Below are 17188 nucleotides of genomic sequence, written 5' to 3'. Positions count from 1 at the left end.
CTCATGGCCATTCTTCTTCTGGCAGAACACGACAACGCAACCCTTTCCGACCTGACGGGCAAGACGCTGACGGCGGCAACCCAGATCGCCAGGGATCAGGGAAGTGACGTCCATGTGCTGGTCGCCGGCTCCGGCGCCAAGGGTGCCGCTGACGCAGCAGCGAAACTCTCCGGCGTATCCAAGGTGCTGCTCGCCGACGACGCCTCCTATGCCAATGCGCTGGCAGAGCCGCTGGCGGCGCTGATCGTCTCGCTCGCGCCTTCCTATGACGTCATCATCGCGCCGGCGACCGCCTCGGCCAAGAACGTGACGCCGCGCGTTGCGGCGCTTCTCGATGTGGCACAGGTCTCGGAAATCATCGAGGTCGTCAGCGCTGACACCTTCAAGCGACCGATCTATGCCGGCAACGCCATCCAGACGGTGCAGGCGACCGATGCGAAGAAGGTCATCACCGTGCGTCCGACCGCCTTTGCCGCTGCAGCCGAAGGCGGTTCGGCAGCAGTCGAAACCATCGGCGCTGCCGCAAACCCGGGCCTTTCCAGCTTCGTTTCCGATGCCCTGGCGTCGTCCGACCGTCCGGAACTGACATCCGCCAAGATCATCATCTCGGGTGGCCGCGCGCTTGGTTCGTCGGAAAAGTTCAAGGAAGTCATCCTTCCCGTCGCCGACAAGCTGGGTGCCGCCGTCGGCGCCAGTCGTGCGGCCGTCGATGCCGGTTATGCGCCGAACGACTGGCAGGTGGGCCAGACCGGCAAGGTGGTTGCGCCGCAGCTTTACATCGCCGCAGGCATCTCGGGCGCCATCCAGCATCTGGCCGGCATGAAGGATTCGAAGGTCATCGTCGCCATCAACAAGGACGAGGAAGCGCCGATCTTCCAGGTGGCCGACTACGGCCTCGTCGCAGATCTCTTCGAGGCGCTGCCCGAACTCGAAAAATCGCTGTAATTTAAGCATAAATTGAAGGCGGCGCGTTTTTTAAACGCGCCGCCTTCTCTTTTTCGGCGATATGCGTAACATCGCCGGCAATAACGCAGACAAAATCCCTGAGAGGAGACCAGCCTATGACCGCCCCCTTTAAGAACATCGGTGTCATTGGAGCCGGTCAAATGGGATGCGGCATTGCGCATGTCTCCGCCATCGCCGGCTACAAGGTGCATATCTACGATCTTTCCAAGGAGGGCATCGAGGCCGGTCTTGCCACGATCAACGGCAATCTCGCCCGCCAGGTCACCAACGGCAAGCTTTCCGACGACGCCCGCAAGCAGGCGCTGGCGCTGATCAGCGGTTCGACCGACATCAACGATCTGGCGGCCATGGACCTCGTCATCGAGGCCGCGACGGAAAACGAGGAGATCAAGCGCAAGATTTATGCGCAGGTCTGCCCGATCCTGAAGCCGGAGGCGCTGCTCGCTACCAATACGTCGTCGCTCTCCATCACCCGGCTTGCATCCGCCACCGACCGTCCCGAACAGTTCATGGGCATCCATTTCATGAATCCGGTGCCGGTCATGAAGCTGGTGGAACTGGTGCGCGGCATCGCCACCAATGAAAAGACCTTCGACGCGGCGAAGGATTATGTGCGGACGCTGGAAAAGGCGATCACCGTTGCCGAGGATTTCCCGGCCTTCATCGTCAACCGCATCCTGCTGCCGATGATCAACGAGGCGATCTATACGCTTTATGAAGGCGTCGGCTCGGTGGAAGCCATCGACACCGCCATGCGGCTCGGCGCCAACCACCCGATGGGACCGCTGCAGCTTGCCGATTTCATCGGTCTCGACACCTGTTTGTCGATCATGCAGGTGCTGCATGACGGCCTTTCCGACAGCAAGTATCGCCCCTGCCCGCTGCTGGTCAAATATGTCGAGGCCGGCTGGCTCGGCCGCAAATCCGGTCGCGGATTCTACGACTATCGCGGAGAAACGCCGGTTCCGACGCGCTGATCCCCTTCACCTGAACCCTCAGGCAATGAGCAGGTAAATGATCGCTCCGCCGCCGGCGGCGACGACGGATGCAGCCGTAAGCAACCCGCAATAAACGAGCGTTCCGGAAACGGCGGCGACGAATACGCGCCCTACCGCGTTGGCGGCGAGTGCAGCGAGGATCGCGCTCGCCACGATATCCGGCGACAGATTCTGTGCGCTGGTTCGCAGCGCGCTGAGAACGGCGACATCGGCATCGAATATGGCCGACAAGGCCGTGAGGGCGATGAAGCCGCCCGTGCCGATCCAGACGAGAAGAACGGCATTCAGCGTTCTCGTCGCGGCAAAGAGGGCGGCGAAAATCGCAAGCGGCACCAGTTCGAACGGGTTCTTTGCGTCGATTTCCTGTCCGGACTGCGTGTCCTGCAGCCTTATCAGGCCAGCGCCGCTCAACCCGAGAACAAGTGCAGCGGCCAGTACTGCCGGTGCGATAAGGGAAAATGTCGTCAGCGAAAGGGCAAGAACGATAACGAGGACCCGGAGCAGCGATACGGCCGCGGCCAGCGCCGCTACACCGGCGAGAGGCCACACGTTTTCACCGCTTTTCGCCTTCTGCCCAAAGCTGGCGGTTACGGCGGTCGATGAAACGAGGGCTCCCGCCAGCCCGGTCACCAGCAGGCCACGGGTTGAGCCGAGGAGGCGCACGGCAATATAACCGCAATAGGAAATCGTGGCGCTGAGCACGGTGAACAGCCATATTTCCCAGGGGTTGAAGCCACCCCACGGATCGATTGTCCGGTTCGGAAGGATCGACAGACCGACGGCAGTCATCACCGCAAGCACCAGCGCGGAGCGCAGTTCGATCCATGTCAGCCGTTTCAGCAGGCGGTGGAGGACTTCCCTGCCAGCGAGCAATGCCGCAAGGGCAGCACCACCAGCCGCCGCCGCCTGATATTGCGCCGTTACCGCAAGCCCGCCGAGGGCAAAGACGCAGAGCGCCGCCACCACGCCAGTGACACTGAAATCATTGTCATGGCGCGCCTCGCGCAGCTTGAACCATGAAAAACTGAATGCGAAACCCAGAAAACCCGCCGCGAAGGCGAAGGCACCGTTCTGCTCGGCGGCCAATATGCCGAAGACGCCACCCAGCAGACCGGCAATGCCATAGGTCCTGATCCCGGCGGTACGGCTGCCCGCCGGCGCATCGCGTTCCCGCCAGCCGCGCTCAAGACCGACAAGCAGGCCGATGGCGAGGGCAAGACCAAGCCGGGGAATAAGCAACTCCATATCGGCACCCCTTCATGGCGGAAGCCAGGATCATTATACGAGGCGGGCACGGGCTTGTCTGTACATGCCCGTCCGCTGGAAAGGCCCCGCTTTGAAGGCGGTTGCGGCCCCACAGCCCTCAATATCCAGCCGCCGGCATCATTTTACAGTCGCGGCTGTCACCAGCGCCTTGGCATCCTCGCTGTCCCACGCCGCCGGGCCGTTCATGGCCGCAAGCAGGCAGCCGTTTTCATCCAGCAGCAGGGTTGCCGGCAGGCCGAAAGCGAGACCTTCCTTTTTCAGAACGTTGAAGACGCCCATGGAACTGTCGCGGTAGTGCTTCAGGGCATCGATCTTGTATTCATCCATGAAGGCTTTCGGTTTTTCATCCGCGCCGGTATCGATATTGACGGCCACGACCTCGAAAGCGTTACCGCCCTTTTCCTTTTCAAGCGCGTTCAGCGCCGGCATCTCTTCGCGGCAGGGTACGCACCATGTGGCCCAGAGGTTGAGAAGAACCGCCTTGCCCTTGAGATCGGCAAGCGTCATGTCCTGCGCCTGCGGCCCCTTGAAGGAGAGAGGAATGATGCGCGGCGTGTCCGTGGCCGACATGGCCGCCACCTGCCCCTTCAGAAACGGCTTCAGCGAGGCGATGCGGTTCGCCGCCCCCTCACATAAACCGGCGTCAGTCACCGCTGCCCCTTGAACCGGGCTCTCAGACCCAATATGCCTGAACCAGACCGCGCCCGCGCCGCTTAAGACACCGGCAACGGCAGCAATTGCAACCAACTTGGCGGAAGGAAGCCTGAACGGCCTTTTTTCTGTCATCGAATACTCCAGGGCACTGCGAACATGGCTGACGGCACAGATCAGAAATCCTCCAACCAGATGTGGGGCGGGCGTTTCGCTTCCGGGCCATCTGCCATCATGGAAGAGATAAATGCCTCCATCGGCTTCGACAAGAAGCTTTACGCCCAGGATATCCGCGGCTCTATGGCGCATGCCGCCATGCTGGCGGAAAAAGGCATTATTTCGCAGGAAGATAAAGACAAGATCACTCACGGCCTGAACACGATCCTGTCAGAGATCGAAGCCGGCAGCTTCGAATTCTCGCGCAAGCTCGAAGACATTCACATGAACATCGAGGCGCGGCTTGCCACGCTGATCGGCCCCGCCGCCGGCCGCCTGCACACCGCCCGTTCGCGCAACGACCAGGTGGCGCTCGATTTCCGCCTGTGGGTCAAGGAAGAACTGCAGAAGACCGAGGGTATGCTGACCGCCCTCATCGCCGCCTTCCTCGATCGCGCCGAAGAAAATGCCGACACGGTGATGCCGGGCTTCACCCATCTGCAAACCGCCCAGCCCGTCACCTTCGGCCATCATTGCATGGCCTATGTGGAAATGTTCGGCCGTGACCGCGCCCGCGTGCGCCACGCCATCGAACATATGGATGAAAGCCCGATCGGCGCGGCTGCCCTTGCCGGCACCGGTTATCCCATCGACCGTCATATGACGGCGAAGGCGCTCGGTTTCCGCGAGCCGACCCGCAATTCCATCGACACCGTCTCCGACCGCGATTTCGCGCTGGAATTCCTGTCGATCGCCTCCATCTGCGCCACGCATCTGTCGCGCCTCGCCGAAGAAATCGTCATCTGGTCGACGCCGCAATTCGGCTTCATCCGCCTGTCGGATGCCTTCTCCACCGGCTCCTCGATCATGCCGCAGAAGAAGAACCCCGACGCCGCCGAACTGGTACGCGCCAAGACCGGCCGCATCAACGGCTCGCTGATCGCCCTTCTGACAGTGATGAAGGGCCTGCCGCTCGCCTATTCCAAGGACATGCAGGAAGACAAGGAACAGGTTTTCGATGCCGCCGAGAGCCTGGAACTGGCGATTGCCGCCATGACCGGCATGATCCGCGACCTGGAAGTGCGCAAGGACCGCATGCGCGCCGCCGCCGGTTCGGGCTATTCCACCGCCACCGATCTTGCCGACTGGCTGGTGCGCGAAGCGGGCCTGCCCTTCCGTGATGCCCACCATGTGACCGGCAATGCCGTGGCGCTGGCGGAAAAGAAGGGCTGCGATCTCGCCGATCTTTCGCTTGAGGAATTGCAGGCCATCCATCCCGGCATCACCAAGGGCGTTTTCGACGTTCTGTCCGTCGAGGCATCGGTCGCCAGCCGCGTGAGCTTCGGCGGCACGGCCCCTTCCGAAGTGAAGAAGCAAATCGCCTGGTGGCGTGGACGCAACTGATAAAATCGCGTTACGCTGCGATCACAAGAAACAGGGTGCACAAGCGCCCTGTTTTTCGTTATCAGAGAGGCACATATTTCCTTTGGACAGGCTCATGCTTTCAAAAACCGCGCGTAAACTCATCGTTCCCATCGGCATGACGCTCGCCGTCAGCCTTGCTCTCAGCGCCTGCGGGCGTAAGGGCGACATCGACCCGCCGAGCACGCCGGTCGAAATGCGCAACAAGCGCAATGCCGACGGAACGGAGACGAAGCCGGCGACAGCGGAACGGCCGTTCATTCTCGACAAGCTTCTCTGACGGATAAAAGCCTGTGAACCATTTTGGCTATATCGACGGCGTGCTGCACGCCGAAAACGTGCCCGTGCCTGAGATCGCCAAGGCGGTCGGCACGCCATTCTACGTCTATTCGACTGCGACGCTGGAGCGCCACTACAAGGTGTTTTCCGGCGCCTTTGCCGATGTGGACGCCATGGTCTGTTACGCCATGAAGGCCAATTCCAATCAGGCGGTGCTGAAGACGCTGGCAAAGCTCGGCGCCGGCATCGACGTCGTCTCGGGCGGCGAATTGCGCCGCGCACTCGCAGCCGGCGTTCCGGCAAGCCGCATCATGTTTTCCGGCGTCGGCAAGACGGTGGCGGAAATGGATTATGCGCTGGAAGCCGGCATCTACTGTTTCAACATCGAATCCGAGCCGGAACTGGAAGTCCTCAACCTGCGCGCCGTGAAAGCGGGCAAGCGGGCGCATGTCTCCTTCCGCATCAATCCGGATGTGGATGCGCGCACCCACGCCAAGATTTCCACCGGCAAGAAAGAGAACAAGTTCGGCATTTCCTATGAACGGGCGCGGGCGGTCTATGCCCATGCCGCCACCCTGCCCGGCATCGAAGTCACCGGCATCGACATGCATATCGGCAGCCAGATCACCGAATTGCAGCCTTTCGAGGATGCCTTCCGGCTGCTGCGCGAACTTGTCGAGGCGCTGCGCACCGACGGCCACACGATCAGCCACGTCGATATTGGCGGCGGTCTCGGCATTCCCTATCGCGATGACAATAATCCACCGCCACTGCCGGATGCCTATGCCCATATCGTCAAGAACGAGCTGAAGAGCCTCAACTGCAAGATCGTGACCGAGCCGGGCCGCCTGATCGTCGGCAATGCCGGCATTCTGGTGACGGAAGTGATCTATGTGAAGGACGGCGGCGAAAAGACCTTCGTGATCGTCGACGGCGCGATGAACGATCTCATCCGCCCGACGCTTTATGAGGCCTATCACGGCATCCGCCCTGTGGTGCAGCCGGCAGAGAATACGCCGCGCATCAAGGCCGATATCGTCGGCCCGGTTTGCGAGACCGGCGATTATCTGGCGCTGGACCGGGAGATGGCTGCCCCGCAGCCGGGCGATCTGATCGCCGTCAGTTCCGCAGGTGCTTATGGCGCGGTGCAGGCCGGCACCTACAACTCGCGCCTGCTGGTGCCGGAAGTGCTGGTGAAGGATGACCAGTTCCACGTCATCCGTCCGCGCGGCACCTATGAAGAGCTGATCGCGCTCGATTCCGTGCCCGCCTGGCTCGATTGATCTCGCCCGCATCACCGGTTAGCCGATCACAATCAAGCGAAGCTGCCTAAAAAATGGGGGTGAGGGCCTGGGCGCCCTCGTCTTCGCCACAAAGAATGTTATCCTTGCTCCCGTGATATAAACAGCGCGCCGTTCCGGGAATGGCGTTCGACGTGGCCAGAACCGGGAGAACGGATTGATGACCACAGCCGGAGAGGACAGGACAGGCAGAAAGCGCCCGACCGGCGCATTCGCGCAGCGGCCGGACCTTGCCCGCCGGGTTGCCGGCAAGCGCTTCTTCGCGAAAATCGTCCTGCTTTCGGAAAAAATTGCGCCGAAAACGCTCTGGCCGCTCTCCATCGCCGCCGTGTTTCTGGCGCTTGGGTGGTTCGGCCTCTACCGGCAGATGCCGGATTTCCTGCGGCTCGGCGTTGTTTTCGTGCTCGTCTTCTCCTTCATCGCCACTCTCCTGCCAATCCTGCGGCTAAAATGGCCGACGGACCACGATGCATCCCGCCTGCTTGAAGACCGCAACGGTCTCGCACACCAGCCGGTTGGCGTGCAGGAGGACGAACCGGCCTTCGATACGCCTTTTTCCCGAACGCTGTGGAAAGAACACCAGATCCGCATGGCGGAGCGCATCGCCGCACTGAATGCCGGCCTGCCGAAACCCGATATCGCCCGTTATGACCGCCTCGCGCTGCGCGCCGTTCCCGCCCTTCTTCTGGCAGCCGCCTTCGGTTTTTCCTATTCCAACGGCGCGGGCACGATTGCCGATGCCTTCCGCAGCCAGCCGGCCGTCGGTCCGCTCAATCCCGATATCCGCCTCGATGCCTGGGTCACGCCGCCATCCTATACCGGCCGCGCACCGATTTTCCTGACCGGACGCGATGCAACCAACCGCGATACGGTTTCCGTGCCGCAATCCTCCAGGCTGACGATCCGCATGACCGGCGGGGATGGCGGCGAGGAGGTGACGTTCGAGCCGGAAATGGCAGGCGCGCTGCAAAAGCTTGCGCCGGAAGCGGCGCGTGCCGATAGCGCAAGCGGCGATATCGCCGTTCAAACACCGGTTCGTTCGGCGGATCAGCCCGTTGCACCGCGCACCTTCGCCATGGATGTTACCGAAAGCGGCATGATTACCGCCAATGGCGAACAATGGGTGTTCAACGTCATCCCCGACCAGCCGCCCAGCATCGCCTTCGACAACATGCCGCGACGCGCCGTCAATGGCGCGCTGGAAGTGGGCTTTACCGCCAAGGACGATTATGGGCTGAAGGAAGCCCATGCCATCATCGAGCCGATTGGCGTTGCGGAAGGTGCGACTGCGCTTTATCCGCCGCCGGAATTCAAACTCGATCTGCCGCGGCAGAACAATCGCGAGATCAAGGGCCTGACCAGCCGTAACCTGACCGAACATCCGATGGCGGGAAAACGCGTGCGCATCACGCTGGTGGCGACTGACGGCGCTGGCCAGACCGGCCGCAGCCCCGCACATGAAATGGTGCTGCCGGGTCGTAATTTCTCCGAACCACTCGCCGCCTCCATTGCCGAGCAGCGGCAGATATTCTCGCTTGATACGCGCCAGATGCCGAAGGCGATCGCCTATAACGAGGCGGTCGGCCTGCGCCCGGAAGAGACCATTCCCAACACGACGCATTATCTCCTGCTGCAATCGGCCCAGACCCGCATGCGGCTCGCCTATAATGAGGAAATGCTGAAGGACACGGCCGATTACCTCTGGGAGATCGCGCTCGGCATCGAGGACGGCGATCTTTCGCAAGCCGAGAGACGCCTGCGCGATGCACAGACTGCGCTTTCCGACGCGCTTCAGCGCAATGCCTCCGACGAGGAAATCGCCAAGCTGATGCAGGAACTGCGCGAAGCCATGCAGCAGTTCATGAGCGAGCTTGCGCAGCGCATGCAGAATGCGCCGCAGGCCAACATGAACCAGCAGGCGCAGAACGTTCTGCGTCAGCGCGATCTGGAAAACATGATGAACCAGATCGAGAACCTCGCCCGTTCCGGCAATCGCGACGCGGCGCAGGAAATGCTTTCGCAGCTGCAGCGCATGATGAACAATCTGCAGGCCGGCCGCCCGCAGCGTCAGGGCCAGCAGGGACAGCAGCAGAGCAGCAAGATGCGCCAGCAGATCGACAAGCTGGGCGAAATCCTGCAGCAGCAACAAAAGCTCATGGACGAGACCTTCAAGCTCGATCAGGCGCTGCGCGACCGCATGCAGCGCGGCGACCCGCAGCAGGGCGGCGAAAACGAAGACCAGCAGATGGGCGAAAACGGCCAGCCGCCGCAAGAGGGGCAGCAGGGTCAACAGGGCGAAAATGGCCAGCAGGGCGGGCAGCCGAGCGACCAGATGACCGCCGAACAATTGCGCGAGGCGCTGAAAAACCTGCGGGCGCAGCAGGATGCGCTCGGCAAGCAGCTCGGCGAATTGCAACAGGGCCTTCGCGATCTCGGCATGGAACCGGGCGAAAACTTCGGCAAGGCGCAGCAGGAAATGCAAGGCGCCGGCGAGGCGCTGGGCAAGGGCCAGGGCGAGCAGGCTGTCGAAGGTCAGGGCAATGCGCTGAATGCGCTGCGCCAGGGCGCGCAGGACATGATGGGCCAGATCATGCAGGCCATGCGCCAGCAGGGCCAACAGCCGGGACAGGGTCAGGAAGGCATGGCGGGCCAGGGCGGTCAGAACGGCCGTGATCCGCTTGGCCGTCCGCGCAGCACCACCGGGCCGGATTTCGGCGATCAGGTGAAGGTGCCGGATGAAATCGACGTGCAGCGCGCCCGCGAAATCCTCGAGGCGATCCGCGAAAAGCTCGGCAACAATCCGCCCGGTGAAATCGAGCGGCGGTATCTGGAGCGGTTGCTGGATATACAGTGAGGGTTCGCACAGGTAATGGTGCGCCTCGTTACATCCTGTTTCAGAAGCTAAAGTTTCCGTCATGCCGGACTTGATCCGGCATCCAACAGACGCGCGTCTGCGCGGCGGAAAGAGTTCTTTCAGACCAAGGACTTGGGCTGGCTGGATTCCGGCTCAAGGCCGGAATGACGGAGGTAGGGAACTGCGCTGAGCCAGGGGCTGACCAACAAAAAAGCGGCCCGACGGCCGCCCTTTAAATCTCTGCGCCCTTACCACTCAGGCCGCAAGCGCCCGCGCCACAGCCTTGCGGATATCCGGAAGCGCAAAGGGTTTGGAAACCACATCAACGATCTTCTCCGCAAGATCGTCAGCCCGTTCGCGCTGTTCGGCATAACCCGTCATCAGCAAAATGCGCATCGCCGGGAAGCGTTCGGCGGCGCGGTGCGCCAGCTCGATGCCATCCATGACCGGCATGCGGATATCCGAGAGAAGAAGATCGAAACTGGTTTCCTGAAGCTTTTCCAGCCCCTGCTCGCCATCCGCCGCCTCATGGGTCTCGTGACCGTCGAGACGCAGCGCGCGAGCGACGAAAGCCCGCAATGCATCCTCGTCTTCGGTAATCAGAATCTTCGCCATTACTCATTGCTCCTGGGCATCATTTCCAGCCGTGAGCAACATCGCAGGCTCCTCTTTTCAAGAGGTAAACACCCAGCCCTTCGCTGGGTGAATGGTTAATGAGGCGTCTCCGCGCTGTGCCGTTCCGGCACGGCAAAAGTGCTCAGGCGTCGCCGGTCACGACGCCGACAAAGGGCAGTTCGCGGAAGGCATAAGCGACATCCATGCCGTAACCCACGACGAAATAATCCGGACATTCGAAACCGACATAATCGGCCTCCAGATCTTCCTTGCGCTTGACCTTCTTGTCGAGCAGCACGGCGATGGTGACGTTGCGGGCGCCACGCTCGTAGAGCAGTTCCTTGGCGAAACGCAGCGTGCGGCCGGATTCGAGAATATCGTCGATCAAGAGGACATCGCGGTCCTTCACGTCGCTGTCGATATCCTTGACGATCCTCACACCTTGCGAAACCGTGCCGGCGCCATAGCTCGACAGCGTGATGAATTCGACTTCGGGAGCAAGGCCGCTGTCATGCAGCGCGCGGATAAGATCGGCCGCGAAAATGAACGATCCCTTGAGCACGGCAATGACCAGCAAATCCTTAGTCGGGCCGCTGGCAATGTGCTTGGCCATATCGCGATTGCGCTCGGCGATCTGCTCGGCGCTATAAAGCGGCTCGATGTTTTTTCCACGGACGACGGGCATTCTTTCTCCTGTGCTGCGCCTTGCCGATTTTACCTTTCAGTAAAAATACGAAGACCACGCGTTAGCACAGTCAGCGTTCGGACGCACCCGCCTCAACAAAGGAAAGCTTGATCTCAGGCGTTTTTCCACCGGGATGGCGCAACTTTGCAGAAAAACCGTGGCTGAAACCGGGCTGCATCTCTTTCACCGGCGGTTCGATGACCATGCTGGCCACCAGCTGTCCCTTGGCGGCGAAGAGATCGGCGCGGAGAGCCGGCACCTCTTCGAGATTGCCGCCATTGTTTTCGACGATGCCGTTGATGAGCAGAGTATCCATGCCGTCCGCCTCCATCGGGGTCACGGTGACATGGGAAATGGCGAGCGGGTTCACCGAAGCGGCAACAGCCGGCTTTTCCGGCACGACCACCGAAAGACCGCCCGAGCAGACGAAGACGAAAATCGCGAGCCCCGCCACCAGCGCCGAATAGGCATCAGCCGAAAGACGGGACAATCTGCGGTCCAGCCAGCCGATGAAGGCAAGGCCAAGCACACCGATGGTGACGGGTGGTTTGGCCGCCTGCCGGCGCGCAGCACCACGATTGTCGTTTCCGGGTTGCCGCGAACGGTTTTCCTTGATGGTGACAAATTCAGCGTCTACCACATCGCGGTCGGGATTTGCCGCCCGCGCCGTGCGGCGCACCGGCGTTTCCGGCATCAGGAGGTCGAAATCGAATGCCGCTTGCCGGCGAGATGAACGGAACATAGCCATAGAATTCCTTGGGTGAGGTTTTCCGGCCCGCAAAACTGGGCATTGCAACGAATCCTGCCAAGTTTTAAATTTAATTGGTTAATGCTTCGCAAAAACGGCTCGCACAGGCTGCCGGATCCGGGTTAAACCCCGACATCCGAACCCCACGCGCCAGCGGCTTGCGAACCACCACGAAACGAAGAGACTGGAAGTCCGTTGATCCATTTCGAAAATGTCGGGTTGCGTTACGGCATGGGACCCGAGATCCTGAGGGACATGACCTTCGATATCCCCAAAGGTTCGTTCCAGTTTCTGACCGGCCCGTCGGGCGCCGGCAAGACGACGCTGCTCCGCCTGCTTTTGATGTCGCTGCAGCCGACGCGCGGCAATATCCGCATGTTCAACCGCGATGTGTCGCGCATTCCGCGCAGCGAGTTGCCTATGCTGCGCCGCCGCGTTGGTATCGTGTTTCAGGATTTCCGGCTGCTCGATCACCTGACGACCTATGAAAACGTCGCCCTGCCGCTGCGCGTGCGCGGCAAGGAAGAAAGCGCCTATCGCAACGATGTGATCGAGCTTCTGAAGTGGGTGGGGCTCGGCGAGCGCATCAATGTGCTGCCGGCCATTCTTTCCGGCGGGGAAAAGCAGCGCGCCGCCATTGCCCGCGCGCTGATGGACCAACCCGAAATCCTGCTTGCCGACGAGCCGACCGGCAACGTCGATCCACCGATGGCCAAGCGCCTTCTCAACCTTTTCCTGGAACTCAACCGGCTGGGCACGGCCGTCGTCATCGCCACCCATGATTTCGGCCTGATGGACCAGATCGATGCGCGCCGGATGATCCTGACCGAAGGGCGGCTCGACATCTATGAATGAGATCAACCGCAAACAATTGAAGCCGGAAGCGGCGCAGCCGAAGCGCCCGCCCATGCGCATCCGCCCGATGGCGCCCATACTGCCGCCCTCCAATATTCAGGGCAACGCGCTGATGGTGGTCATCGCCATCATGGCCTTTCTCGCCTGCCTGACGCTGGGCGCCGTCTCCATGGTGCGCGCCACCGCCGCCACCTGGCAGAGCCAGATTTCCCGTGAGATCACCATCCAGATCAAGCCCGAGGACGGGCTGGACATGGATGCGGCGCTCTCAAGGCGCGCAACCTGGCGCTCACCTTCGTCGGCACGCGGGATGGCACCATCCTCGACGATGCGGCGACATCGCGTCTTTTGGAGCCGTGGCTCGGCAGCGGTCTCGATCTTTCCGAATTGCCGGTGCCGCGTCTCGTCGTCATCACCATCGATGAAAACAATCCGCCCGATTTCCAGGCGATGCGGGACATGCTGAAGGCCGAGATTCCGCAGGCATTTCTGGACGACCACCGCACCTGGGTCGACAGGCTGGTCTCCATGGCCAGAACCACTGTCATGATCGGCGTCGGCGTTCTTATCCTCGTCTTCACCGCCATGGTGCTGACGGTGGTGTTTGCGACGCGCGGCGCGCTTTCCGGCAACCGGCATATCGTCGAGGTTCTGCATTTCGTCGGCGCGGAAAGCAGTTTTGTGGCGCGCGAATTCCAGAAACACTTCCTGAAGATCAGCCTCAAGGGGGCGGCGGCGGGCAGTGCACTGGCCGCGGCGGTTTTCCTCGTCGCCGGTTTCTGGCAATCGAGCACGGTCGCCACGCCGCAGAGCGATCAGGCGAGCGCGCTTTTCGGCTCGTTTTCGGTCGGCCTCGGCGGCTATTTCGGCATTGCCATGACGATGATCATCATCGCGCTTTTGACCACCATTACGGCGCGCGTGACCGTCATCCGCACCATCGACGATATCGACCGCGTCCGCTCCGATCCATCGAAAAGCGACGGCCTTGCATCGTGAGAACACCCCGGAATCCTGCGGTAAAACTGAAACCGTCACAAGCCGGATGTAACCTGCAGACGGTGGACAAAAATGCCTGTTCCTTGCCTTAATCGGCGAGTATTCAGGAGGAATGTTTGTGAGTCGGATGGACCAGGATCAGACGACAGCGCGACCGGCCAGAAAGGGCCTGTTGTCGCGGCGCGGTCCTCTGCGCCGTTTTATTCGCGGCCTCATCCTGCTTTGCGTCATTGTGCTCGGCGCATTTTCCGGCGGTTTCCTTTGGTTTGCCGATTCCGTCGCCTCCATGCGTCCGCCGGAGGGAGCGAGAGGCGATGCCATCATCGTGCTTACTGGCGGTTATCAGCGTATCGAACAGGCGGTCGGCCTGCTGAGAGACGGCGTGGGCAAGCGGCTTCTGATTTCCGGCGTCAACCCGGCCACCACCCGCGCGCAAATCCGCAAGATGACGCAGGGGTCATCCGACATGTTTTCCTGCTGCGTGGATATGGGCTACAAGGCGATAGACACGATTGGCAACGCCAGTGAGGCGGCAAGCTGGATACGCGACCACAACTATTCCTCCATCGTCGTCGTCACCAATAATTATCATATGCATCGCAGCCTGCATGAATTGCGCAGCGCCAGCCCGCAGACGCAATTCATCGCCTATCCCGTCATCAGCGCCGATCTCGCCCGCACAAACTGGTTCGTGGAGCCGGATGTGGTGAGAACCATGCTTTACGAGTATCTGAAGTTCGTGGCGGCGGCGGGACGCGACCTCACCGGCTTCGGCAAGGGCGACGGTCTGCGCAAGGCCGCCGCAGATCATTCCCGGATAAAGACGACAAGCGCTTCTTCCTGACCGGCGAGAACGCGCTTGCTGCGGCCCCTTGTTTTCGTGTAGGCGTCTGGCATCGGCATCCGGCATCGAGGCCTGTCCAAGGCTTCGGAACGGCTGCGCTCCGGGAAGGCTGTTGATGCTCAAGCTGCGCTCTTTTCTTTTCAATACGCTGTTTTACCTCAACCTGATTGTCCGCATGATCGTGCTGACGCCGATCTATTTCATCCTGCCGCGCAAGATCGCCTATGAAATTCCCAAGAACTGGGCGCGATCCAACCACTGGCTGATGAAAACCATCGTCGGCACCACCTTCGAGGTGGAAGGGCTGGAAAACATTCCCGAAACCGGCTGCATCTTCGCACCCAAGCACCAGTCTTTCTGGGATACCTACGCGTTGCTGCCCAATCTTCCCGATCCGGTCTATATTCTGAAGCGCGAGCTTTTGTGGATTCCGCTGTTCGGCTGGTACGCCATGAAACAGCGCATGATCCCGGTCAACCGCGCCGCACGCGGCAAGGTGATGCTGAAGGTGATGGAGCGGGCGAAAGAGGAAATGGCCGCCGGTCGCGAACTCATCATCTATCCCGAAGGGACGCGCCGCCCGCCGGGCGCCGAACCCGAATATCGTTACGGCATCGCAAGGCTTTACCGCGATCTGCAGGTTCCGGTCATTCCCGTCGCCATGCATCCCGGCCTCTTCTGGCCGCGCCGTTCCACCATGCGTTATCCCGGCCATTTCAAGGTGCGTATCCTGCCGGCCATCGAGCCGGGGCTGGATCCCGACGTGTTCTTCAAGCGCCTGATCGACGTGACGGAAAAAGCGAGCGACGAGTTGCTGCTGGAAACCGTGCGCAACAACCCGCATTTGCCGCTGCCTCCGACCGCCGTGAAGCGGATCGCCGAACTTCAGGGCAAGGAAACCGCCGCCGGCTGAGCGGCGAGCGTGCCGACATTTTTCGCGATGCTCTCCAGCAGGGAGTCGCGAATGCCCATTTCCTGCAGATGCTGCACGGTGTTGAAGACATAATCCGTATTCGGCCCGGACCGGCCCGATGCGGCTGCGACGATGGTCGCCGATTCGGCAACGCCGAGACCGCCGATATATTGCTCATGCGCGGGATCGGCCACATAGGTCACCGCGCTGCTGCGTCTGCCATCGGAAAGCGCGATGGAAACCAGCCGCTCCTTATAGACATTCGTCACCAGTTCGCGCTCGCGCAGATAGATCATGACCGGCTCGCGGTCCTGTCCGCGCACGCGGAAAGCGACGCCAAGGCAGGAGCCGCCGCGCTCCAGGCCGAGAACGAGACCGGGCTTTTCTTCGGTGCCTCTATAAAAATTGGAACTGATACAAAGCGAGCGCCGATACCCGTGCAGCCGCGCCTGCTGCCGCTCTTCAAAGGCGAAGCCGGGGTTCCACATCAACGAACCGTAGCCAAAGACCCAAAAATCGTCCATATCCCAAGCCAAATCGAAATTGTCTGAAGTCTGTTCATCGGAGATCAATATGGCAGCGTCAAGCCAATCCGGCACCGCCAAAAAATTCCTCTGGCTCGCCATCGCCATCCTCGTGGTCATCGGACTTTATACCGCCGGCTGGTTTTACGCCGCCGACAGGCTGAGGCAGACGGTTCTGAACGTCATTGCCCCCTCACAGGCCCGCAGCGTCAGCGGCGAATGCGGTGATATCGCCTTCAAGGGTTATCCCTTCCGCATCGGCCTCTTCTGCTCCAAAGTGACGGTGGATGACAAGGAGAACGGCGTTTCCGCTTCCTTCGGCGAACTTCGCTCGGCAGCGCAGGTCTATAATCCCGGCCACATCGTCTGGGAACTCGATTCGCCGGCGGAAATCCGTTCCGCCCACGGTCTGACGATTTCGGCCGCCTGGCAGAACATGCAGTCCAGCATCGTCACCAAGCTGAAGGGCATCGACCGCAGCTCGCTCGTCATCGACGGGCTGAAAGCGCAGGCGGTTTCTTCGGTCACCGGCCAGACCATCGATTTCGATGCCCTCAAGACGGAAATGCATCTGCGCCAGAACGGTGCCGATCTCGATGGCGCGATTACGCTCACCGATGCGGCAACCGTCATCAAGGACTGGCCACAGGTTCTTCCGCGCCTCGACGCCATTCTCGATGTGACGCTCGCCGGAAAGGCCGGCATGGTGGATGGAAGCGATAAATCCGGCCTTTACGGCACAAGCGGTGAACTCCGCCGCCTGGTCGCTGATATCGGCGACGGCCGCACGATGCGCATCACCGGCCCCTTCTCATTCGACAACGAAGGTTATCTCTCCGGCCAGTTCAAGCTTGAGATCGAAAAGCTTGGCGCGTGGTCTGATAATGCCAAGCAGGCCTTCCCGCAGCTGCAATCCACCATTGATACGGCCCGCAAGCTGCTCCGCGCGCTCGCCGGTGGCGGCGACAGGGCATCCGTCGATCTGGTGGTGGACCGTGGCCGTGCCACGATCAGCGGGTTCATCCCGCTTGGGAAAATCCCGCCTATTTGACGTTTAGCCCCATATTCGACGTCATCCTCGGGCTTGTCCCGAGGATCTGCAACCGATTGTT

Annotated in this window: 16 protein-coding genes and 1 pseudogene; 11 read left to right on the top strand and 6 right to left on the bottom strand. The window is 61.1% G+C overall.

The genetic code is table 11. The annotated features are described in order from the left end of the window. The first annotated feature begins 3 nt into the window (after positions 1-3). Together O3W47_RS07450 and O3W47_RS07445 are read left to right on the top strand one after the other, a co-directional pair. The gene (locus tag O3W47_RS07450) at positions 4-945 is read left to right on the top strand and encodes an electron transfer flavoprotein subunit alpha/FixB family protein (RefSeq protein WP_269313364.1); all 942 of its coding nucleotides are present in this window, start codon (positions 4-6) and stop codon (positions 943-945) included. A gap of 116 nt (positions 946-1061) precedes the next feature. Beyond that, positions 1062-1943 carry a 3-hydroxybutyryl-CoA dehydrogenase gene (locus tag O3W47_RS07445; RefSeq protein WP_003523331.1) on the top strand — a complete coding sequence of 294 codons (882 nt, stop codon included), beginning with the start codon at positions 1062-1064 and terminating at the stop codon, positions 1941-1943. An 18-nt stretch (positions 1944-1961) separates the two neighbouring features. Here O3W47_RS07445 and O3W47_RS07440 read toward each other — a convergent pair whose 3' ends face one another. Together O3W47_RS07440 and tlpA are read right to left on the bottom strand one after the other, a co-directional pair. Beyond that, on the bottom strand, positions 1962-3209 hold the full coding sequence (locus tag O3W47_RS07440; protein WP_174024247.1) for an MgtC/SapB family protein: 1248 nt from the start codon (positions 3207-3209) through the stop codon (positions 1962-1964). A 138-nt stretch (positions 3210-3347) separates the two neighbouring features. Beyond that, positions 3348-4016, bottom strand: a complete 669-nt coding sequence (gene tlpA / locus O3W47_RS07435; RefSeq protein WP_137453754.1) for a thiol:disulfide interchange protein TlpA — start codon at positions 4014-4016, stop codon at positions 3348-3350. 24 nt (positions 4017-4040) lie between these two features. On the opposite strand from tlpA, the gene argH reads away from it, so the two are divergent. From argH to O3W47_RS07415, 4 genes are all read left to right on the top strand, one after another. Then, positions 4041-5441, top strand: a complete 1401-nt coding sequence (gene argH, locus O3W47_RS07430) for an argininosuccinate lyase (protein WP_080819341.1) — start codon at positions 4041-4043, stop codon at positions 5439-5441. 94 nt (positions 5442-5535) lie between these two features. Then, complete coding sequence (gene lptM, locus O3W47_RS07425) at positions 5536-5739, top strand: LPS translocon maturation chaperone LptM (protein ID WP_020809890.1); 204 nt, start codon at positions 5536-5538, stop codon at positions 5737-5739. Between the two features lie 13 nt (positions 5740-5752). After that, on the top strand, positions 5753-7021 hold the full coding sequence (lysA, locus tag O3W47_RS07420; protein ID WP_137453752.1) for a diaminopimelate decarboxylase: 1269 nt from the start codon (positions 5753-5755) through the stop codon (positions 7019-7021). A gap of 178 nt (positions 7022-7199) precedes the next feature. Next, positions 7200-9893 (top strand): TIGR02302 family protein, encoded by a 2694-nt coding sequence (locus O3W47_RS07415; RefSeq protein ID WP_137453751.1) that lies wholly within the window; start codon positions 7200-7202, stop codon positions 9891-9893. Positions 9894-10148: 255 nt separating this feature from the next. Here O3W47_RS07415 and O3W47_RS07410 read toward each other — a convergent pair whose 3' ends face one another. The 3 genes from O3W47_RS07410 to O3W47_RS07400 all read right to left on the bottom strand — a co-directional run bounded on the left by O3W47_RS07410 (position 10149) and on the right by O3W47_RS07400 (position 11935). Continuing rightward, complete coding sequence (locus O3W47_RS07410) at positions 10149-10508, bottom strand: response regulator (protein WP_003497441.1); 360 nt, start codon at positions 10506-10508, stop codon at positions 10149-10151. Between the two features lie 142 nt (positions 10509-10650). Continuing rightward, the gene (gene hpt, locus O3W47_RS07405; protein ID WP_077985217.1) at positions 10651-11193 is read right to left on the bottom strand and encodes a hypoxanthine phosphoribosyltransferase; all 543 of its coding nucleotides are present in this window, start codon (positions 11191-11193) and stop codon (positions 10651-10653) included. A 70-nt stretch (positions 11194-11263) separates the two neighbouring features. After that, on the bottom strand, positions 11264-11935 hold the full coding sequence (locus O3W47_RS07400) for a DUF3426 domain-containing protein (RefSeq protein ID WP_137453750.1): 672 nt from the start codon (positions 11933-11935) through the stop codon (positions 11264-11266). A gap of 201 nt (positions 11936-12136) precedes the next feature. On the opposite strand from O3W47_RS07400, the gene ftsE reads away from it, so the two are divergent. From ftsE to O3W47_RS07380, 4 genes and pseudogenes are all read left to right on the top strand, one after another. Further along, on the top strand, positions 12137-12796 hold the full coding sequence (gene ftsE, locus O3W47_RS07395) for a cell division ATP-binding protein FtsE (protein ID WP_003497447.1): 660 nt from the start codon (positions 12137-12139) through the stop codon (positions 12794-12796). Next, a pseudogene (locus tag O3W47_RS07390) lies at positions 12789-13795 on the top strand (cell division protein FtsX). Before ftsE ends, O3W47_RS07390 begins: the two are co-directional and overlap by 8 nt. 127 nt (positions 13796-13922) lie before the next feature. Next, complete coding sequence (locus O3W47_RS07385) at positions 13923-14639, top strand: YdcF family protein (protein ID WP_164865301.1); 717 nt, start codon at positions 13923-13925, stop codon at positions 14637-14639. A gap of 115 nt (positions 14640-14754) precedes the next feature. Next, a complete protein-coding gene (locus O3W47_RS07380; RefSeq protein ID WP_065657055.1) occupies positions 14755-15552 on the top strand; it encodes a lysophospholipid acyltransferase family protein in 798 nt (265 codons plus the stop codon). Here the strand turns inward: O3W47_RS07380 and O3W47_RS07375 are convergent. Beyond that, positions 15525-16076 (bottom strand): gamma-glutamylcyclotransferase, encoded by a 552-nt coding sequence (locus tag O3W47_RS07375; protein ID WP_269313363.1) that lies wholly within the window; start codon positions 16074-16076, stop codon positions 15525-15527. The two genes, O3W47_RS07380 and O3W47_RS07375, sit on opposite strands and share 28 nt — an antisense overlap. 49 nt (positions 16077-16125) lie before the next feature. Between O3W47_RS07375 and O3W47_RS07370 the strand changes: the two genes are divergently transcribed. Continuing rightward, the gene (locus tag O3W47_RS07370; RefSeq protein WP_269313362.1) at positions 16126-17127 is read left to right on the top strand and encodes a DUF2125 domain-containing protein; all 1002 of its coding nucleotides are present in this window, start codon (positions 16126-16128) and stop codon (positions 17125-17127) included. Positions 17128-17188: the final 61 nt, after the last annotated feature.

Origin of the sequence: Agrobacterium sp. LMR679, from assembly GCF_027157905.1 — a bacterium.
In the GTDB taxonomy this organism is placed as follows: Bacteria; Pseudomonadota; Alphaproteobacteria; order Rhizobiales; family Rhizobiaceae; genus Agrobacterium; species Agrobacterium leguminum.
The sequence above is the reverse complement of the archived record's forward strand: the minus strand, read 5'-3'. Positions and strand labels throughout refer to the sequence as shown.